Genomic DNA, 17,279 nt, shown 5'->3' with positions numbered 1-17,279 from the left:
ATGGCGCGGGTCGCGTATCGCGGTCGGCGTGCTGGTGCTGGTGCTGCTGGCCGGGGGTGCGGGAGGGGTCATCGGGGCGTATGTGGAGCGGAATGGCGGTGTGAGCGATGTGCGGCTGCCGCAGACCGCCGCAGGCCCGGCGGGGGAGGGCGGCGAGCGGCCCAAGGGCAGCATCGCGGGGATCGCCCGGCAGACCCTGCCCGGCGTCGTCACGCTGCACGCGCGCGGCGGCGGTGCCGAGGCGACCGGCACCGGGTTCGTACTGGACCGGCGCGGCCACATCCTCACCAACAACCACGTCGTCGAGTCCGCCAAGGGCGGCGACGGGGTCCGGGTCACCTTCAACGGCGGCCAGACGGCGACCGGCGAGGTGATCGGCAGCGACAGCGGCTACGACCTGGCCGTCGTCAAGGTCTCCGGCGTCTCGGGGCTCACCCCGCTGCCGCTGGGCAACTCCGACGCGGTCCGCGTCGGTGACCCCGTCATCGCCTTCGGCGCCCCCTTCGACCTGGACGGCACGGTCACCACCGGGATCGTCAGCGCCACCGAGCGGCCCATCACGGCGGGCGGCGAGGAGCCGGGCAGCGAGCTCAGCTATGTGGACGCGCTGCAGACGGACGCCCCGATAAACCCCGGCAACTCGGGCGGCCCGCTGGTGGACAGCCGGGGCCGGGTCGTCGGGGTGAACAGCGCGATCAAGGGCGCGGGCGGCGACTCGGGGCTGCCCGACGGCGAGGGCGGCGGGTCGGGCAGTGTCGGCCTGGGGTTCGCCATCCCGGTCAACCAGGCCCGCAGGGTGGCGGAGGAGCTGATCAACGAGGGCCGGGCCACTCACCCGGTGATCGGCGTCTCCCTCGACACCGAGTACGAGGGCGAGGGTGCCCGGATCGGCGGCGCTGGCGGACACGGCCCGGCGGTCGTTCGGGACGGACCGGCGGACAAGGCGGGGCTCGAGGAGGGCGATGTGATCACCAAGGTCGGCGGCAAGCTGGTGACCAGCGGTGAAGAGCTGATCGTCCGGATCCGCAGCCACCGTCCGGGCGAGAAGCTGGAGCTGACCGTCCGGCGTGGCGGCTCGGACGGTGAGCAGCGCACGGTGCGGCTGACGCTCGGCTCCGCCACGGGCTGACCGGCGGGTGAGAGGGCGGGCTCCCGCTTGCGGGCGATGGGCGGGTACCGTGACATCTGGCTGCAAGAGCAGTGGACGGAGTGAGGGAGCTGCGCGGTGTTCTTCGATATAGGACCACTGGAGCTGGTCGCGCTCATCGTGCTCGCGGTGCTGGTGTTCGGCCCCGAGAAGCTCCCCAAGGTGATCCAGGACGTTGCCGCGTTCATCCGTAAGGTGCGTCAGTTCTCCGACAGCGCGAAGGAGGACATCAGGAACGAGCTGGGACCGGAGTTCAAGGACTTCGAGTTCGAGGACCTGAATCCCAAGACGTTCGCGCGCAAGCATCTGCTGGACAACGACGACCTGGGCATCAAGGAGATCACCAACAGCTTTGACCTGCGCAAGGATCTGGCCGAAGTCACCGACGCGGTCAACGGCACCGACAGCGGGAGCAACGGCGCCGGCCGAAACGGCGGCTCGAACAAGCTCGACACGGCCAAGAAGAGCGTCCAGGGCACCGGGCAGCAGGCACCTGACCTCACCAAGCGCGACTCCGACGGGGTGAACGGCCGACCGGTGCAAGGGGACGTGCTGCGCAAGAGTGACCCGCCGCCGTTCGACGCGGACGCGACCTGACCCTCACCTGATGCCTCATCAGGCAACGATCACGTCACCTCGGCGTTCCCGCCACTTGGGACATCTACGGCGTTTGCCGTCCATCTCGCCACCCGTACCGCGTCCTGATCCACCGGGCATGACCGACACGGCGGACCGGTGTGGCTATCCTCCCAGTGTCGGGGGTCGCCGTCCGAGGAGCTCGGCTGCCCAGGCAACAGGGCAATGAGGAGGCGTCGCACAGATGGAGACGACGAGTCGGCTAGCCGGTGAATCCGGGCCCGCCGCGCAGGGGGTACCGAGCGCGCGGCGGGCGGTGGACGACTATCTGATGGCTGCCTTTCCGTGGTACGGCCTGGACGCGGCCTTCACCGGGCCACGCTGGCTGATGCAGGTCGGTACGGCGGCCGACGGCACGGTCGAGCACGGCTCAACCGGCCACGGCGAGGAGCCCTCCCTCCGCGCCGAGACCACTCCTGAGGACCAGAGCTTCGCCGTGGTCGTCACCCTCGCCAGCCGCCCGGTGCGGCGCAGCGCCGACGGCACCGGAACGCTGGAGGCCACCTCCGTCTCGACCGCCGCCTGGCTGGCGGGCTCGGGGCTGCTCTCGTGCAGCTTCCCGCTGGAGATGGACCGCAGCCTGCGCCAGGACTGGCTCGACCAGCAGACGAGCGTCGCCTGGGAGCTCGCGGACGATCTGGACGGCTCCGGCTGGAGCACCCTCTCGCTGCCGGTGGACGGGGTGCCGACCGACTTCCACTACCGGGAGTCCGAGTACGGCTGGGTGCTCGCCGGCTCGGCACAGGAGGGCGTCCACCTGGGCGCGTACGGGCGCGGGATGAGCGCCTACGGCCTCGGCTTCGCCGTGGTGAAGGACATCACCGACTACGAGCAGCAGGGCTGAGCGCCCCGCACCGCGTTCCCGGACAGGGAACCCGCTTTCCGGGCAAGCGCACGGCCCCCGTACGGAGTCCTCCGTACGGGGGCCGTGCGGTGAGTTGCAGGCCGGGGCCGTCAGAACTTGTTGCTCGGGGTGAGGCCCAGCGACATGCCCGACAGGCCGCGCTGCCGGGAGCCGAGCTTGTCGGCGACCGTGCGCAGCGCCTTGCCCGCGGGGGAGTCCGGGTCGCTGAGGACCACCGGCTTGCCCTCGTCGCCGCCCTCGCGCAGCCGGATGTCGATCGGGATGCCGCCCAGCACCGGCACCTCGGCGCCGGTCGTACGCGTCAGGCCCTCGGCAACCTGCTTGCCGCCGCCGGTGCCGAAGACGTCGACCATCTCGTCGCAGTGCGGGCAAGGCATGCCGGACATGTTCTCGATCACGCCGACGATCTTCTGGTGGGTCTGCACCGCGATGGAGCCCGCGCGCTCGGCAACCTCGGCCGCCGCCTGCTGCGGGGTCGTCACCACCAGGATCTCCGCGTTCGGGACCAGCTGGGCGACCGAGATGGCGATGTCGCCGGTGCCGGGCGGCAGGTCGAGCAGCAGCACGTCCAGGTCGCCCCAGTAGACGTCGGCGAGGAACTGCTGAAGCGCACGGTGCAGCATCGGGCCGCGCCAGACCACCGGGGCGTTGCCCGGGGTGAACATGCCGATCGAGATGACCTTCACGCCGTGTGCGGACGGCGGCATGATCATGTCCTCGACCTGGGTGGGCCGCCCGTCCGTGCCCAGCATCCGGGGGACGGAGTGGCCGTAGATGTCGGCGTCCACCACGCCGACCTTCAAGCCATCGGCGGCCAGCGCGGCGGCCAGGTTCACGGTCACCGAGGACTTGCCGACGCCGCCCTTGCCGGAGGCCACGCAGTAGACGCGGGTCAGCGAGCCGGGCTGGGCGAAGGGGATCTCGCGCTCGGCCTTGCCGCCGCGCAGCGAGGCGGCCAGCTCGCGGCGCTGCTCGTCACTCATCACGTCCAGCTCGACGCCGACCGAGGTGACACCGGGCACGCGCTGTACGGCCTCGGTCACGTTCGCGGTGATGGTCTCGCGCAGCGGACAGCCGGAGACCGTCAGATAGACCCCGACGTCGACCGCGCCATCAGGCGCGATATCGATGGATTTGACCATCCCCAGGTCGGTGATCGGCCGGTGGATCTCCGGGTCGTTCACCGTCGCGAGCGCCGCACGCACCGCGTCTTCGGTGGGGGTGGTTTCCTGGGTCTCGGTAGCCATGACTCAAATGGTACGGCCGCGCGTAGCGCGTCGGTTAAGGGGCGGGGGTCGGGTGACGGGTGGGCGGTACGGCCGAGTAGGTGGGCTCTCCTAAGCGGCCGGTCAGCGGTCTTGGTCACTCTCTACGGCCCCCGCGGGCTCAGGCTCGCCCCGTTCCAGCTCCTTGGCCAGTTCGGCCAGCTCCGAGCGGATCCAGTCCCGGGTGGCGACCTCGCCCAGGCCCATCCGCAGGGCGGCGATCTCGCGGGTGAGGTACTCGGTGTCGGCGATGCTGCGCTCGTTGCGCTTGCGGTCCTGCTCCAGATTGACCCGGTCCCGGTCGTCCTGGCGGTTCTGCGCCAGGAGGATGAGCGGGGCGGCGTAGGACGCCTGGAGGGAGAGGGCGAGGGTGAGAAAGATGAACGGGTACTCGTCGAACTTCCACCCCGCGGGCGCGAGGATGTTCCAGGCCACCCACACGATGATCACGACCGTCATCCACAGCAGGAAGCGGCCGGTGCCGATGAAGCGGGCGATCCGCTCCGAGAACTGGCCGAACACCTCCGGGTCGTAGGTGGGCAGCAGGGGCCGCCGAGGTGCACGCGGTACGTCCAGCCGGGGCCTCTCCCGCTCAGCCATCGCGCTGCCCCCTCCCGTACGCCGGCTGCTCCTCGTCGCCGGGCTGCGTCCCGGGGCTGAAGCCGGGCAGCCCGACCACGGCCGCCTCCTCCCGCCAGTCCTCCGGCAGCAGCTCGTCCAGCACGTCGTCCACCGTGACGGCGCCCAGCAGATGGCCGCCCTCGTCCACCACGGGCGCCGAGACGATGTTGTAGGCCGCCAGATGGCTCGTCAGCGCGGACACCGAAGCCGTGGGCGGCAGCGGTCGCAGATCGGCGTCCACGAGGGCGCCCACGAGCGCGAACGGCGGCTCCCGCAGCAGCCGTTGGAAGTGCACGACGCCCAGATACCGACCGGTCGGTGTCTCGTCCGGGGGACGGCACACATAGACCTGGGAGGCCAGCGGTGCGGACAGGTCCTCGTTGCGCACCCGGGCCAGTGCTTCCGCGACGCTGGCGTCCGGACGCAGCACGATCGGCTCGGTTGTCATCAGGCTGCCCGCCGTGCCCTCCTCGTAGCTGAGCAGCCGCCGCACCGGGGCAGCCTCCTGGGGCTGCATCAGATCCAGCAGGCGGTCCTTGTCCTCCTCGGGCAGCTCGCCCAGCAGGTCGGCCGCGTCGTCCGGGTCCATGGCCTCCAGGACGAGTGCGGCACGTTCGTCGGCGAGCTTGCCGATGATCTCCACCTGGTCGTCGTCCGGCAGCTCCTCCAGTACGTCGGCGAGCCGGTCGTCGTGGAGTGCGGCCGCCACCTCGGCGCGGCGCTTCTCGGAGAGGTGGTGCAGGACGTTGGCCAGGTCCGCGGGGCGCAGCTGTTCGAAGGTGGCCAGCAGGTTGGCGGTGCCCTGCTCGGGCTCCTCCAGATTGAAGCCGGTCACCGCGTCCCACTCCACGGTGAGCGTCTCACCGCGCCTGCCGCGCAGCCCGCCGCCCTTGCGCCCCTTGCGCCCCTTGCGTACGAACAGCCGGTCGATCTCCCAGTCGCGGCGGGCCGGCAGCCGCTGGAGGCCGACGTCGAGCACGGTCACCTCCTCGCCCGTCTCCAGGAGGGTCACCTGGCGGTCCAGCAGCTCACCGAGGATCAGCCGCTCGTTGGGGCGGCGCTCGAAGCGCCGGATGTTGAACACCCCGGTGGTGATGACCTGGCCGGACTCCACGCCCGTCACCCGGGTCATCGGCAGGAAGACCCGGCGTCTGCTGACGACCTCCACCACCAGTCCGAGCACGCTGGGCAGCCGCCGCCGGCCGCCCAGCAGGGCGACCACGTCGCGGACCCTGCCCAGCTCGTCACCGTTGGGGTCGAAGACGGGGACACCGGCCAGGTGGGAGACGAAGACCCGGGGAGCGCTCGCTGCCATCAGCCGCCTGCCCTCCTCGGCCGCACCGACCGGTCGTCACGTCCAGATCCTTTACGGCTTTACAGCACTCTTGCATGGATTTGCCGCTTTCAGGCTAGCGTGACCGACGCCACAGCCGTCGCAGCCGGTGCTCCGGACGGCTGCCTTCCGGGGAGCCGCTTCCGTCCGGGTAGGGTGCCGTCTGCCGTCGCCGACCACAGGAGGAACGCCTCGTGACTGGACGCGCCCGCGCACCACGGCGTGCAGCGCTGCTCGCTCTCGTCTGCGTCGGAGCGAGTACGGCACTGAGCGGGTGCGGAGGAGGAGGCGACGAGGACCCGGACGCGGGCACCAACGGGGTCGGAAAGCTGTCGGCGGCGAAGATCGAGCGGAAGGCGAAGACGGCGGCCGAGCGGGCCAAGGCCGTACGGGTCTCCGGCAACGTCGTCAGCAAGGGACAGACCTACCGCCTCAAGATGCGGCTGAGCAGCAGCGGCGGCATTGGCGAGGTCTCGGCCGAGGGCGGTTCCACCTTCCAGCTGCTGCGCAAGGGCCGCGACCTGTACCTCAAGGCGGGCACCGGCTTCTGGGCCCGGCAGGAAGGCGGCAAGAAGCCAGGCAAGAGCGACATCGCCGCGGCGGCCAAGCTCAAGGGCAAGTACGTCAAGGTCCCCGAACAGGACCCCGCCTACAAGCAGTTGAGCGTCTTCACCGACATGAGCACCCTCCTGGACGGGCTGCTGACCATGGACGGCAAGCGCGAGAAGGGGGAGCGCTCCACCGTGGCCGGCACCCGCACGATCCGGGTCACAGCGGGCAAGGGCCGCGGCGGCACCGTTGACGTCTCACTCGAGGGAACGCCCTACCCACTACGGCTCCGCCGCGCCGGCGGCGCCGGCACGGTACAGCTGAGCGACTGGAACGACAGCTTCGCCCTGCACGCCCCGAAAAAGAACGAAACCGTCGACTACGGCAAACAAATCTCCCCCGACCAACACGGCGGCTGAGAAGGCACCCCGAAGGGGCGCGGGACTGTGCTGATATGCGGCTCCGCCGCGGGGCGCGCCCAGCCACAAACAACCCGCAGACCGCAGAAAACGCACAGGGGCAGCCCCTCCCCGGAAAAGGCGAAGCCCCTAACCGCGCCGCCGCCGAAAAAGCAACCGCGGCAACCCCACAGGCTGCGCCCGCCGCGTAGTCACCGAGGTCACCAACGGCGGCGCCGCAAGGGAGCGGCCCGGCATCGCCCCGGGCCGCTCCACCGCATCACCCGCCGGCTCCAACCGCAAAACGCGGCTCTCCCGCGCCCAGCGCTCGGTCATGGTGTCGGCATCCGGCGCGTTGAGCCGCTTGCCCTTCAGCTCACCGACGGCCGCCTCCCACTCCTCGCCGTGCGGCGGCAGCTCCCGTACCCGCGCGGGCCAGGCGACGAGCCGGGCGCCCTTGTCCTTGCCGCGCACGCTGACCGTGGCAGAGCCCCCGTCCGTCAGCCCAAGGTCGGCGAGCGGCTGTTCGAGGGAGCCGTCGCCGACCAGGCACACCGCCCCCTCGTGCCATACGTGCCACAGGCCACGCGCCGGCCCCTGGGGGCCGCGTACCCATACGAGCCCGGACTTCTTCGCCGTCTCCTCGATCAGCGCGCGGTCCAGGTGGTTGTCGGGAGCCGGACGGTTGCCGGGCTGCTGCGGCGTCACGCTCATAGCCGCAGGCTACAGCCAGCCGTTGCGCTTGAAGCCCCGGTGGATGCCGTAACAGATGGCGACGATCAGCAGCAGCACCGCCGGGTAGCCGTACTTCCAGTCCGTCTCTGGCATGTAGTCGAAGTTCATGCCGTAGATCCCGGCGATCATCGTCGGCACCGCGAAGATGGCGGCCCACGCGGTGATCTTCCGCATGTCCTCGTTCTGCGCGACCGTCGCCTGGGCGAGGTTGGCCTGGAGGATGGAGTTGAGCAGGTCGTCGAAGCCCAGCACCTGCTCGTTGACGCGGGTGAGGTGGTCGGCCACGTCGCGGAAGTACTTCTGGATGTCCGGGTCGATCAGCCGCACCGGCCGCTCGCTCAGCGTCTGCAGCGGGCGCATCAGCGGGGAGACTGCGCGCTTGAACTCCAGCACCTCGCGCTTGAGCTGGTAGATCCGGCCCGCGTCGCCGCCGCGCCTGCCGCTGCCCGAGCGGTCGGAGAAGACATCGATCTCCACCTCGTCGATGTCGTCCTGCACGGCGTCGGCCACCGCCAGATAGCCGTCCACGGTCTGGTCGGCGATGGCGTGCAGCACGGCCGAGGGTCCCTTGCTCAGCAGCTCGGGGTCGTCCTCCAGCCGGTGCCGCAGCGCTCGCAGCGAGCCCTGGCCACCGTGCCGGACGGTGATGATGTAGTCCCGGCCGGTGAAGCACATCACCTCGCCGGTCTCCACCACCTCGCTGTTGGCGGTCAGTTCGGCGTGCTCCACGTAGTGCACCGTCTTGAAGACGGTGAACAGGCTCTCGTCGTACCGCTCCAGCTTCGGGCGCTGGTGCGCGTGCACCGCGTCCTCGACGGCCAGCGGGTGCAGCCCGTACTCCTGGGCGATACCGGAGAACTCCTCCTCCGTGGGCTCGTGCAGTCCGATCCACACGAATCCGTGCCTGCTGTGCCCCTCCGGCGAGCGCACCTTGCGCAGCGCCTGCGCCGGGGTGAGCTGTTCGGGGGCGCGGCGGCCGTCCAGGTAGACGCCGCAGTCCACGACGGCGCTGCAGGTGCCCGCCGCACTGACGCGCTCGTATCCGACGCCGTATCCCGGACGGCTGTCCCTGCGCAGGGCCGGGCGCACTGCGGCGCGCAGCTCTCGGATCATCGACATGAGGCCCCTCCACGGTGCCGTGTCATGCCGCCGTGACGCAGGCCGGGGCGTCGTGCTGCCCGGAACGGGGGCCTACGGGCCACCACCCGGAGGTCCGCAAAGCGGGCACCACACGCAAGCCGTGACGACGGCGATTGCTGACAGACGGAACAATGCGAAACTGCGAAACGCGGACGCTCTTCCGCCGTGCGCACCCCGATGGGAACCGGCATTCGGTCGTGGGGGGAGAGTGCGCCCCTGGCCGCTGGAGATCAGGACTGAGAGGAGATCAGGGCCTGAGTGGCGCGGTCGCTACCGGGCAGGAAGAGCGGCTGGTACTGCACGGTCGACTCGGATCCATGTCAGTCCCACCTCCTCCGGCCGGGCCCCTGTGGGGGACGATGTGTACACGCCTTGACCGGCAGACAACGGTAGCACTGCACATACGGTCCTCGTGCCCGTCGCGCCCGATCCCGGCAGCCCTTTGCCGCCTCCTTACATACCGGTGCCGCACCGGAGCCGGGCCTGGGCGCGGTCGTACCGCGCTCTATGCTCGCCGGATGAACGACGTCCTGACCCTGGTCGACTCCCGGCTGCGCTGGGCCTTCGGCGAGCCCGAAGCGCGCGCCTCCGTCACCTTTCTGGGTACCGAACGCATCGAAGTGCTGCGGTTCCTTGACGCCGAGGCCGGCACTGTGCGTTACGCCACTCTCGGCATGTCGGCCGCACCGATGACCGACCCGGCCCAGGCGCTGGCCGACCCCGAGGTGGGGCCCCGCGCCGAACTGCTGCTGACCGTAAGGGCCGGCGTCGCCGATACGGACAAGGTGCTGCGGCCCCTGGCGGTGCTGGCGGCCTCGCCGCAGGTGGAGGGCGTCGTCGTCGCTCCTGGCGCCTCCCTGGACACCGGCGAACCGCTGTGGCCCGGGGCGCCCTTCACCTCCGTACTGGTCGCCGAACCCGGTGGCCTGGTCGAGGACTTGGCGCTCGACGCTCCCCGTGACCCGGTCCGTTTTCTGCCGCTGCTGCCCATGACGCCGACAGAGGCCGCGTGGAAGCGCGTCCACGGCGCGGACGCGCTGCACGAGCGCTGGCTGCGCCACGAGACGGACCTCCGCGATCCGCTGCGCGGGCCGGTGCCGCTGGGGGAGTGACCCCGTAGTGGTCCCGTAGCGACCCCTTGGCGACCCCTTCGTGAATCCCGGACGGCTCAGGCCGCGGCCTCGGCGGGGACGGGCAACAATTCCTCGGCCTCCGTCGTCAGGGACCCGCGCCGGACTCCCACAATGGCCGCGCCCACCAGCGCGGCAAACGCGGCGACCAGGAACGGGACATGGATGTCCGCCCACTCCTCGATCTTCGGCGCCAGAAAGGGCGCCGCGGCGGCGGCGAACCAGCGGACGAAGTTGTAGCCGGCACTGGCCACGGGCCGGGGCGCGTCCGAGACCCCGAGAGCCAGCTCGGTGTACACGGTGTTGTTGACCCCGGTGAAGGCACCGGAGACCACGGTGCAGGCGATGGCCACCATGTGGTCGCCGTATCCCAGCACCACCAGGTCGACGGCCATGAGCACCAGCGAGGCACCCAGCACCCGCAGCGAGCCGAACCGCTCCTGGAGCCGTGGTGCGATCAGTACGGAGAAGACCGCCAGCAGCACACCCCAGGCGAAGAAGACCGCACCGGAGCGGTAGGGCGACATGTTCAGCACGAACGGGGTGAACGCCAGCACGGTGAAGAAGGCGTAGTTGTAGAAGAACGCCGAGACCGCCGCCGAGGCCAGCCCGCCGTGGCCGAGCGCCTTGACCGGGTCGAGCAGCGAGGTCTTCCGTGCGGGCCTCGGCTGCTCCTTGAGGAACGCGGTGATGGCGAGGAAGCCGATCGCCATCAGCGCGGCCGTACCGAAGAACGGAAACCGCCAGCTCGCGTCACCCAGAACGGCGCCCAGCAGCGGTCCGCAGGCCATCCCGAGGCCCAGTGCCGACTCGTACAGCAGAATCGCCGCAGCGCTGCCTCCTGCCGCTGCGCCGACGATCACTGCGAGCGCCGTCGAGACGAAGAGGGCGTTGCCCAGTCCCCACCCCGCGCGGAAGCCGACCAGTTCTCCGACGGAGTGCGAGCTGCCGGACAGCCCGGCGAATATCACCACCAGCGCCAGCCCGAGCAGCAGCGTCTTGCGGCCGCCGATCCGGCTGGAGACGAAGCCGGTGACCAGCATCGCCACGGCGGTGATCAGGAAGTACGAGGTGAACAGGAGGGAGACCTGGCTGGGAGTCGCCTCCAGGCCCTTCGCGATGGAGGGGAGGATCGGGTCGACCAGGCCGATGCCCATGAAGGCGACGACGGACGCACCGGCCGTGGCCCATACCGCCTTCGGCTGCCGGAGAAGACTGCCTCCGCCCTCGTCGAACGGATCACCGCTCATGCCTGCTGCTCCTTGTGGTCTCGATGGCCTCGACGGTCTCGTCGGCGAAATGGTTGGGGTGTACACACGATAAATTAGACAGTCTAATTAGTGCAAGCTGCATCTATATGATCAGCAGGTCATCGCCTCTTTCTCCGTGCCCATCACCGTCAGTGCTGCCAAGGCCCCGGCTCCGGGTGGGTGATCGTCCTTGACGGGAGGGCGGCCCGGTAGGACCGTTAGGGCCCATGAGGGGCGAACCCAGTTGCCCGAAGTGCGGTGGCCGGGTCAGGGCGCCCGGTCTCTTCGCCGACACCTGGCAGTGCGGCGTACACGGCGCCGTGCACCCGCTCCAGCCGGTCCTCCCGCCCAGCGTCGAAGCGCTCGCCGTCGTGGTGGGCCGCACCCAGGTGCCCGTATGGATGCCCTGGCCACTGCCCGTCGGCTGGCTGTTCACCGGCGTGGCCTGCGCGGGCGACGACAGAAGCGGCGGCCGCGCCACCGCCGTCGCCTGCTCGGGACCCGCACCGCTCGGTGGCCCTGGTGAACTGCTGCTGATCGCCGAGGAGCTGGGCGTCGGCCTCGGCGCCCGCTACGCCGGAATCGACGGGCCTGACCCCGGGCCCGCCATCTGCGCGGGCAAGCCACCGCAGGCCAAGGTCCATGCCGCGGGCCATCCCACCCCCCTCTGGCACGTCAGCGGTGCGCCCGCGGACCGCGCCGTCTTCGCTGGTGAGGCGTGCGGGCTGTGGCTGTGGGCCATCGTCTGGCCCCAGGAGTCCGGGCTGCTGCTCTACGACGAACTCGTGCTGACCGACCTGCGGGACGCGGGGGCCGAGGTGGAGCTGGTGCCCTGCGGGGCGCTCTCCCCGCGCCTGATCTCGTCCTGACGGTACGGCTATCCTGGTGAGCGCTCGTCATGAGCCCGTCATGCCCCGCCGTCCACCTTTCGGAGCCCGTCGAAGTGCGCATCGACCTGCACACCCACTCCACCGCATCGGACGGCACCGACACCCCCGCCGAGCTGGTGCGCAACGCCGCGACTGCCGGGCTGGACGTGGTGGCGCTCACCGACCACGACACCGTGGCAGGGCACGCCGAGGCCGCCGCCGCGCTGCCCGCCGGGCTCACACTGGTGACGGGCGCCGAGCTCTCCTGCCGGCTGGACGGCGTCAGCCTGCACATGCTCGCCTACCTCTTCGACCCGGCCGAGCCCGAACTGGCCAGGGAACGCGAGCTGGTACGGGACGACCGGGTGCCGCGCGCCCGGGCGATGGTGGGCAAGCTGCGCGAGCTGGGGGTTCCCGTCAGCTGGGAACAGGTCCTGCGCATCGCGGGCGACGGCTCGGTGGGCCGCCCGCACATCGCGGCGGCCATGGTGGAGCAGGGCGTCATCGAGACGGTCTCCGACGCCTTCACCGAGGAGTGGATCGCGAACGACGGCCGCGCCTACGTCAGCAAGCACGAACTGGATCCGTTCGACGCGCTGCGGCTGATCAAGGGCGCGGGCGGCGTCGCCGTCTTCGCGCACCCACTGGCCGCCAAGCGCGGCCAGTGCGTCCCCGAGAGTGCGATAGGACAGCTGGCGGAGGCCGGACTCGACGGCATCGAGGCCGACCACGCCGACCACGTCCCCGAGACCCGTAAGCGGCTGCACGCGCTCGCCGATGAGCTCGGACTGCTGGCCACCGGCTCCAGCGACTACCACGGCAGCCGCAAGCCCATCGCCCTCGGCGACTTCACGACCGCGCCCGAGGTGTACGCCGAGATCGCCGCACGCGCCTCAGGCGCCGCACCCATCACGGGCTGAGACGGCCCCGACTCGTCATCGTGGACCTGCCTGGTATTGCCTGGTATCGCCCGGTTAATCAGTGCGAAGGCTGAGCCAGAAGTCCACCAGGGCCCGCGCGGTCTGCTCGGGCCGCTCGGCGTTGGGGGAGTGGCCCGTGCCGGCGACGACGGTACGGCGGGCGCCGAGCCGTTCGGCCATCCCGTCCAGCAGCGGCACCGGCCAGGCGTCGTCCTCCGCGCCGGACACGACGTGGAACGGCAACCCGAGCGCGGCCAGTTCGCCGACCCGGTCCGGCTCGCCGAGCAACTGCGCTCCCGTCGCGGACAGTTGCGCGGGAACGTTGGCCAGCCAGCGGCGGCGCAGAAACTCCTCCATCGCCGCCGACGCCTCCTCGGCCTCCAGCGGCGAGTACGGCGCCTCACCGGCCGAGCCGACCGACTGGTCGAGCTCCTGCATGGCCTCCCAGATCGCCGGCATGCTCATGATCTCCATCGCGCTCAGCAGCAGCCTGACGCGCTCCTGCTGGGACGGCGAGACAGCCGCGGGCCCACTGCTCATCAGCGTCAGCGAGGCGAACGGCGCGGTGTCCAGCAGCACTGCCGCGCGCGCGACCAGGCCGCCCAGCGAGTGGCCCAGCAGATGCACAGGGCCTGGCCGCTCGGCGTCCAGGACAGCGGCGATTGCGTGTACGTCCCGGGCGAGTTCGGCCTGTGCGTAGGCGGTCTCCTCGTGCGGCCCGCCCGTCTCGAACTGCCCCCGTCCGTCCACCGCCACGGCCCGGAACCCCGCCTGCGCCAGCGGCTCCAGCAGCCCGATGAAGTCCTCCTTGCTGCCCGTGAACCCGGGCAGCAGCAGCACGGTACGCGCGGTGCGGCCCGCGCCGGGCGCGCCACCCGTGTCGTGCACGGCGAACTCCCCGCGCGCAGTGGCCATTCGGTACGCGCGCACGCCCGCGGGCAGCGCGAGAAACGGGGGCTTGCTCATGCCATGACGCTACCCTCGGTCGCCCTCCAGGGCACCAACGGCAGCCCCCCCCGCAACAGCACACCGCCCGGCGCCCTCAAGGGGTGCCGGGCCGTGTGCGGTGTGTGCGGCGGGTCAGCTCTCCGCCGACTGCTGCGCCGTCGTTCCGGCCGTGCGGCTGCTCGCGCCGGATCGGGTCCTGCGGCGGCGGGGCTTGCGCGGGGCCTCCTGAGTGGCGACAGCAGCCTGGCCGGCCTCGTCGCCCTCCTTGGCGGCGGGGGCCTGCGCCCCGGCCTCGGAGGTGGCGGCCCCGGCCCGGGTGCGCCGACGACGGCGCGGCTTGCGGGTGGCGGTGCCACCCTCGCCCGCCTCGGCGCTCGCGGCGCCCTCGGCGGTGGCCACGGCCTGCTCAGCAGCGCTCCCGGCCGCGGCGGCGGCCTCGTGACCGGCACTGCCGGCGCTTGCGGCGCCACCCGCCTCACCGGCGCGCAGAGCGCCGCGCGTGCGCCGCCGCTGGCGGGGCTTGCGCTCCGGGCGCGTGCGCTCGGCGGACCCCGCTGACCTGCCGGACTTCCCGGCGGACCGGCCGCCCGGCTCGCCCAGGTCCTCGATCTCCTCGGCCGCGAGCCCCGCCCGGGTGCGCTCGGCACGCGGCAGGATGCCCTTGGCCTCCTTGGGGATGCCCAGCGCCTCGTACAGGTGCGGCGAGGTGGAGTAGGTCTCCTCCGGGTCGTTGAAGTCCAGGTCCAGCGCCTTGTTGATCAGCTGCCAGCGCGGGATGTCGTCCCAGTCGACCAGCGTGACCGCGATGCCGGAGTTGCCCGCGCGGCCGGTGCGGCCGATGCGGTGCAGATAGGTCTTCTCGTCCTCGGGCGTCTGGTAGTTGATCACGTGGGTGACGTTGTCGACGTCGATACCGCGGGCTGCGACATCCGTGCACACCAGCACATCGACCTTGCCGTTGCGGAACGCGCGCAGCGCCTGCTCGCGCGCCCCCTGGCCCAGGTCGCCGTGGACCGCGCCGGCCGCGAAGCCGCGCCGCGAGAGCTGCTCGGCGACATCGGCCGCCGTGCGCTTCGTACGGCAGAAGACCATCGCCAGGCCGCGGCCCTCGGCCTGCAGGATCCGGGAGACCATCTCCGGCTTGTCCATCGAGTGGGCCCGGAAGACGTGCTGTGTGGTGTTCGCCACCGTCTGGCCCTCGTCGTCCGGCGCTGTGGCGCGGATGTGCGTGGGCTGGCTCATGTAGCGGCGGGCGAGCGAGATGACCTGGCCGGGCATGGTCGCGGAGAAGAGCATCGTCTGGCGCCGGGTCGGCAGCATCTCGATGATCTTCTCGACATCGGGGAGAAAGCCCAGGTCGAGCATCTCGTCGGCCTCGTCGAGGACCAGCGTCCTGATCTCGGAGAGCCGCAGCTTCTTCTGGCCGGCCAGGTCCAGCAGCCGCCCGGGCGTGCCGACGACCACGTCGACGCCCTTCTTCAGGGCCTCGACCTGGGGCTCGTAGGCGCGCCCGCCGTAGATCGAGACGACCCGGACATTGCGCACCTTGCCTGCGGTGAGCAGGTCGTTCGTCACCTGCTGGCACAGCTCACGGGTGGGCACGACGACGAGCGCCTGCGGGGCCTCGGAGAGTTCCTCGGGCTTGGCGCGGCCCAGCTCGACATCGGCCGGGACGGTGACCGACTCCAGCAGCGGCAGTCCGAACCCCAGCGTCTTGCCGGTGCCGGTCTTGGCCTGGCCGATGACGTCGGTGCCGGCGAGGGCGACCGGGAGCGTCATCTCCTGGATCGGAAAGGGGGACGTGATGCCGACGGCTTCGAGGGCCTCGGCGGTCTCGGGCAGAATCCCGAGATCTCTGAACGTAGTGGACAGGATGCTTGCCTCTTCTGTGTGACGCGCGAATGCGGCTACGGCGTCCGGCCGACCCAGCTTCTGGGCGGGCCGACGGAGCGAGGAGAGGATCTACCGCGACCAGGCGGCCGTCGTTGCGGCCCGCCTAGCGGTGCGGGACCACTGTCTCCCGCTCAAGCGCCTCACTTGCGCGAGCGGTCCCTCTCGGCACGGCCGACGCGGGGAGCGCCGGCCGGCGGAAGGCTGTCGGGTCGGAGCCGATCGGGCCACCGACCGGGCATCCGCATTACATGCATGCAGCAGGTCCACTCCATTCGGTGGACCCAATATCACTGTACCCCGGATCCGCGCATCTGTACCGGGGCAATCGTTGTGTACGACCTCACCTGAGCCCTCGTGGGGCAGGTGAGGATCGGAGCGGTCCTTCCCGACCTGCGGTTGCGGGCTATCGTGCGAGGTATGGAGACGCCTGACAAGACCGCCGCAGCCGAGTCCGCCGCAGCCGAGTCCGCCGCAGCCGGGTCCGCCGGCAGCGGGGCCGACGACGCCGAGCACGCGCCCGCCGCCTCGATCGCCACCCAGAGCTGGGAGCAGGCATCGGCGGACCCGACCTACCGCGCCGCGGTCGTGGACCTGCTGGGGGCACTGGCCTACGGAGAGCTGGCGGCCTTCGAGCGGCTCGCCGAGGACGCCAAGCTGGCGCCCTCCCTGGCGGACAAGGCCGAGCTGGCCTCGATGGCCTCCGCCGAGTTCCACCATTTCGAGAAGCTGCGCGAACAGCTGGCCCGGATCGACGAGGACCCCACGGCCGCCATGGAGCCGTTCGCCGCCGCGCTGGACGACTTCCACCGGCTCACCGCACCCTCCGACTGGCTGGAGGGGCTGATCAAGGCGTATGTCGGGGACTCCATCGCCTCCGACTTCTACCGCGAGGTCGCCTCGCGGCTGGACGCCGACACCCGCGCCCTGGTGCTGAGCGTGCTGGACGACACCGGGCACTCCAGCTTCGCCGTGGAGAAGGTCCGCGCAGCCATCGAGGCCGACCCGCGGGTGGGCGGACGGCTGGCCCTGTGGGCGCGGCGGCTGATGGGGGAGGCGCTCTCCCAGGCCCAGCGGGTGGTGGCCGACCGGGACGCGCTCTCGACCATGCTGGTCGGCGGGGTGGCCGACGGCTTCGACCTCGCGGAGGTCGGCAAGATGTTCTCCCGGATCACCGAGGCCCATACGAAGCGGATGGCCGCCCTGGGGCTTGCTGCCTGAAGTCCGCGTGCTGCCGGAGACCGGCGCTCGCTGCGGCCGGTGCCGGGGCGGCCGGCAGTGCGTCCTGGCGCCACCGCCGCTGTCCCCGCGACTCGTCCCGAAGCAGCAGCGAGAGCAGGGCCGCGCTGAAGCCCAGCGCGACGCACCAGATGACCGGTGAGTTGCCGGGGCCCAGCACGGTGTGGCTGATGAGACCGCCGGTGAGAGCGGCGACGGGACCCGTCGCCAGCACCAGCCGCCGGTCGGGAAGCCGCTCGGGGAACTGCCTGGCCGCGGCGAGAGCCAGGGCCAGTCCAAGGGCTGCGGAGCCGAGAGCCTCCCAGATCATGAGGACCTCCTCGGGGTGGGGCCGGGTGCGGGAC

The 17,279-nt window shown here is 71.2% G+C and carries 17 protein-coding genes; 8 read left to right on the top strand and 9 right to left on the bottom strand.

Translation table 11 applies throughout. The features are described 5' to 3' along the window. From ITI46_RS26415 to ITI46_RS26405, 3 genes are all read left to right on the top strand, one after another. Positions 1–1,129: S1C family serine protease (locus ITI46_RS26415; protein WP_209242405.1), on the top strand; the 1,129-nt coding region annotated here is incomplete at its 5' end. Between the two features lie 96 nt (positions 1,130–1,225). Beyond that, positions 1,226–1,744 (top strand): sec-independent translocase, encoded by a 519-nt coding sequence (locus tag ITI46_RS26410; protein ID WP_209242404.1) that lies wholly within the window; start codon positions 1,226–1,228, stop codon positions 1,742–1,744. Between the two features lie 223 nt (positions 1,745–1,967). Next, positions 1,968–2,627, top strand: a complete 660-nt coding sequence (locus tag ITI46_RS26405; protein WP_209242403.1) for a hypothetical protein — start codon at positions 1,968–1,970, stop codon at positions 2,625–2,627. A gap of 110 nt (positions 2,628–2,737) precedes the next feature. Here the strand turns inward: ITI46_RS26405 and ITI46_RS26400 are convergent, their stop codons facing one another. From ITI46_RS26400 to ITI46_RS26390, 3 genes are all read right to left on the bottom strand, one after another. Then, positions 2,738–3,895, bottom strand: a complete 1,158-nt coding sequence (locus tag ITI46_RS26400; protein ID WP_209242402.1) for an Mrp/NBP35 family ATP-binding protein — start codon at positions 3,893–3,895, stop codon at positions 2,738–2,740. A gap of 102 nt (positions 3,896–3,997) precedes the next feature. After that, the gene (locus tag ITI46_RS26395; RefSeq protein WP_209242401.1) at positions 3,998–4,513 is read right to left on the bottom strand and encodes a DUF1003 domain-containing protein; all 516 of its coding nucleotides are present in this window, start codon (positions 4,511–4,513) and stop codon (positions 3,998–4,000) included. After that, complete coding sequence (locus tag ITI46_RS26390; RefSeq protein ID WP_209242400.1) at positions 4,506–5,849, bottom strand: magnesium transporter MgtE N-terminal domain-containing protein; 1,344 nt, start codon at positions 5,847–5,849, stop codon at positions 4,506–4,508. Before ITI46_RS26390 ends, ITI46_RS26395 begins: the two co-directional genes overlap by 8 nt. 212 nt (positions 5,850–6,061) lie before the next feature. Here ITI46_RS26390 and ITI46_RS26385 point away from each other — a divergent pair, with 212 nt between their 5' ends. Then, positions 6,062–6,835: a hypothetical protein gene (locus tag ITI46_RS26385; RefSeq protein ID WP_209242399.1), complete on the top strand. Its 774-nt coding sequence runs from the start codon at positions 6,062–6,064 to the stop codon at positions 6,833–6,835. Between the two features lie 129 nt (positions 6,836–6,964). Here ITI46_RS26385 and ITI46_RS26380 read toward each other — a convergent pair whose 3' ends face one another. Together ITI46_RS26380 and ITI46_RS26375 are read right to left on the bottom strand one after the other, a co-directional pair. Beyond that, positions 6,965–7,528 carry a hypothetical protein gene (locus ITI46_RS26380; RefSeq protein ID WP_209242398.1) on the bottom strand — a complete coding sequence of 188 codons (564 nt, stop codon included), beginning with the start codon at positions 7,526–7,528 and terminating at the stop codon, positions 6,965–6,967. Between the two features lie 9 nt (positions 7,529–7,537). Then, positions 7,538–8,668, bottom strand: coding sequence for a magnesium and cobalt transport protein CorA (locus tag ITI46_RS26375; protein ID WP_209242397.1), 1,131 nt, complete (start codon positions 8,666–8,668; stop codon positions 7,538–7,540). Positions 8,669–9,207: 539 nt separating this feature from the next. On the opposite strand from ITI46_RS26375, the gene ITI46_RS26370 reads away from it, so the two are divergent. Next, complete coding sequence (locus ITI46_RS26370) at positions 9,208–9,801, top strand: suppressor of fused domain protein (protein ID WP_209242396.1); 594 nt, start codon at positions 9,208–9,210, stop codon at positions 9,799–9,801. 56 nt (positions 9,802–9,857) lie between these two features. On the opposite strand, the gene ITI46_RS26365 is transcribed toward ITI46_RS26370, so the two are convergent. Beyond that, a complete protein-coding gene (locus ITI46_RS26365) occupies positions 9,858–11,069 on the bottom strand; it encodes an MFS transporter (RefSeq protein WP_209242395.1) in 1,212 nt (403 codons plus the stop codon). Between the two features lie 227 nt (positions 11,070–11,296). Between ITI46_RS26365 and ITI46_RS26360 the strand changes: the two genes are divergently transcribed. Both ITI46_RS26360 and ITI46_RS26355 read left to right on the top strand, forming a co-directional pair. Continuing rightward, complete coding sequence (locus ITI46_RS26360) at positions 11,297–11,938, top strand: DUF6758 family protein (protein WP_209242394.1); 642 nt, start codon at positions 11,297–11,299, stop codon at positions 11,936–11,938. Between the two features lie 74 nt (positions 11,939–12,012). Next, positions 12,013–12,858: a PHP domain-containing protein gene (locus ITI46_RS26355; protein ID WP_209242408.1), complete on the top strand. Its 846-nt coding sequence runs from the start codon at positions 12,013–12,015 to the stop codon at positions 12,856–12,858. A gap of 54 nt (positions 12,859–12,912) precedes the next feature. Here the strand turns inward: ITI46_RS26355 and ITI46_RS26350 are convergent, their stop codons facing one another. Both ITI46_RS26350 and ITI46_RS26345 read right to left on the bottom strand, forming a co-directional pair. Beyond that, on the bottom strand, positions 12,913–13,824 hold the full coding sequence (locus ITI46_RS26350; RefSeq protein ID WP_209242393.1) for an alpha/beta fold hydrolase: 912 nt from the start codon (positions 13,822–13,824) through the stop codon (positions 12,913–12,915). Between the two features lie 114 nt (positions 13,825–13,938). Continuing rightward, positions 13,939–15,585 carry a DEAD/DEAH box helicase gene (locus tag ITI46_RS26345; protein WP_209242392.1) on the bottom strand — a complete coding sequence of 549 codons (1,647 nt, stop codon included), beginning with the start codon at positions 15,583–15,585 and terminating at the stop codon, positions 13,939–13,941. Positions 15,586–16,116: 531 nt separating this feature from the next. Here ITI46_RS26345 and ITI46_RS26340 point away from each other — a divergent pair. Continuing rightward, complete coding sequence (locus ITI46_RS26340) at positions 16,117–16,917, top strand: ferritin-like fold-containing protein (RefSeq protein WP_247746618.1); 801 nt, start codon at positions 16,117–16,119, stop codon at positions 16,915–16,917. On the opposite strand, the gene ITI46_RS26335 is transcribed toward ITI46_RS26340, so the two are convergent. Next, positions 16,868–17,279, bottom strand: a 412-nt coding sequence (locus tag ITI46_RS26335; RefSeq protein WP_247746617.1) for a hypothetical protein, incomplete at its 5' end; no start/stop codon positions are given. The two genes, ITI46_RS26340 and ITI46_RS26335, sit on opposite strands and share 50 nt — an antisense overlap.

The sequence above is a fragment of the Streptomyces oryzae genome, assembly GCF_017676365.1.
Lineage (GTDB): Bacteria > Actinomycetota > Actinomycetes > Streptomycetales > Streptomycetaceae > Streptomyces > Streptomyces oryzae.
This window is presented reverse-complemented; position numbering and strand designations above follow the sequence as displayed.

Excerpts from the sequence above, each read along its gene's own strand:
- ITI46_RS26405 (WP_209242403.1), top strand. The coding sequence starts at position 1,968 with ATGGAGACGACGAGTCGGCTAGCCGGTGAATCCGGGCCCGCCGCGCAG.
- ITI46_RS26400 (WP_209242402.1), bottom strand. The coding sequence starts at position 3,895 with ATGGCTACCGAGACCCAGGAAACCACCCCCACCGAAGACGCGGTGCGT.
- ITI46_RS26395 (WP_209242401.1), bottom strand. The coding sequence starts at position 4,513 with ATGGCTGAGCGGGAGAGGCCCCGGCTGGACGTACCGCGTGCACCTCGG.
- ITI46_RS26390 (WP_209242400.1), bottom strand. The coding sequence starts at position 5,849 with ATGGCAGCGAGCGCTCCCCGGGTCTTCGTCTCCCACCTGGCCGGTGTC.
- ITI46_RS26380 (WP_209242398.1), bottom strand. The coding sequence starts at position 7,528 with ATGAGCGTGACGCCGCAGCAGCCCGGCAACCGTCCGGCTCCCGACAAC.
- ITI46_RS26375 (WP_209242397.1), bottom strand. The coding sequence starts at position 8,668 with ATGTCGATGATCCGAGAGCTGCGCGCCGCAGTGCGCCCGGCCCTGCGC.
- ITI46_RS26370 (WP_209242396.1), top strand. The coding sequence starts at position 9,208 with ATGAACGACGTCCTGACCCTGGTCGACTCCCGGCTGCGCTGGGCCTTC.
- ITI46_RS26365 (WP_209242395.1), bottom strand. The coding sequence starts at position 11,069 with ATGAGCGGTGATCCGTTCGACGAGGGCGGAGGCAGTCTTCTCCGGCAG.
- ITI46_RS26360 (WP_209242394.1), top strand. The coding sequence starts at position 11,297 with ATGAGGGGCGAACCCAGTTGCCCGAAGTGCGGTGGCCGGGTCAGGGCG.
- ITI46_RS26350 (WP_209242393.1), bottom strand. The coding sequence starts at position 13,824 with ATGAGCAAGCCCCCGTTTCTCGCGCTGCCCGCGGGCGTGCGCGCGTAC.
- ITI46_RS26345 (WP_209242392.1), bottom strand. The coding sequence starts at position 15,585 with ATGACGCTCCCGGTCGCCCTCGCCGGCACCGACGTCATCGGCCAGGCC.
- ITI46_RS26340 (WP_247746618.1), top strand. The coding sequence starts at position 16,117 with ATGGAGACGCCTGACAAGACCGCCGCAGCCGAGTCCGCCGCAGCCGAG.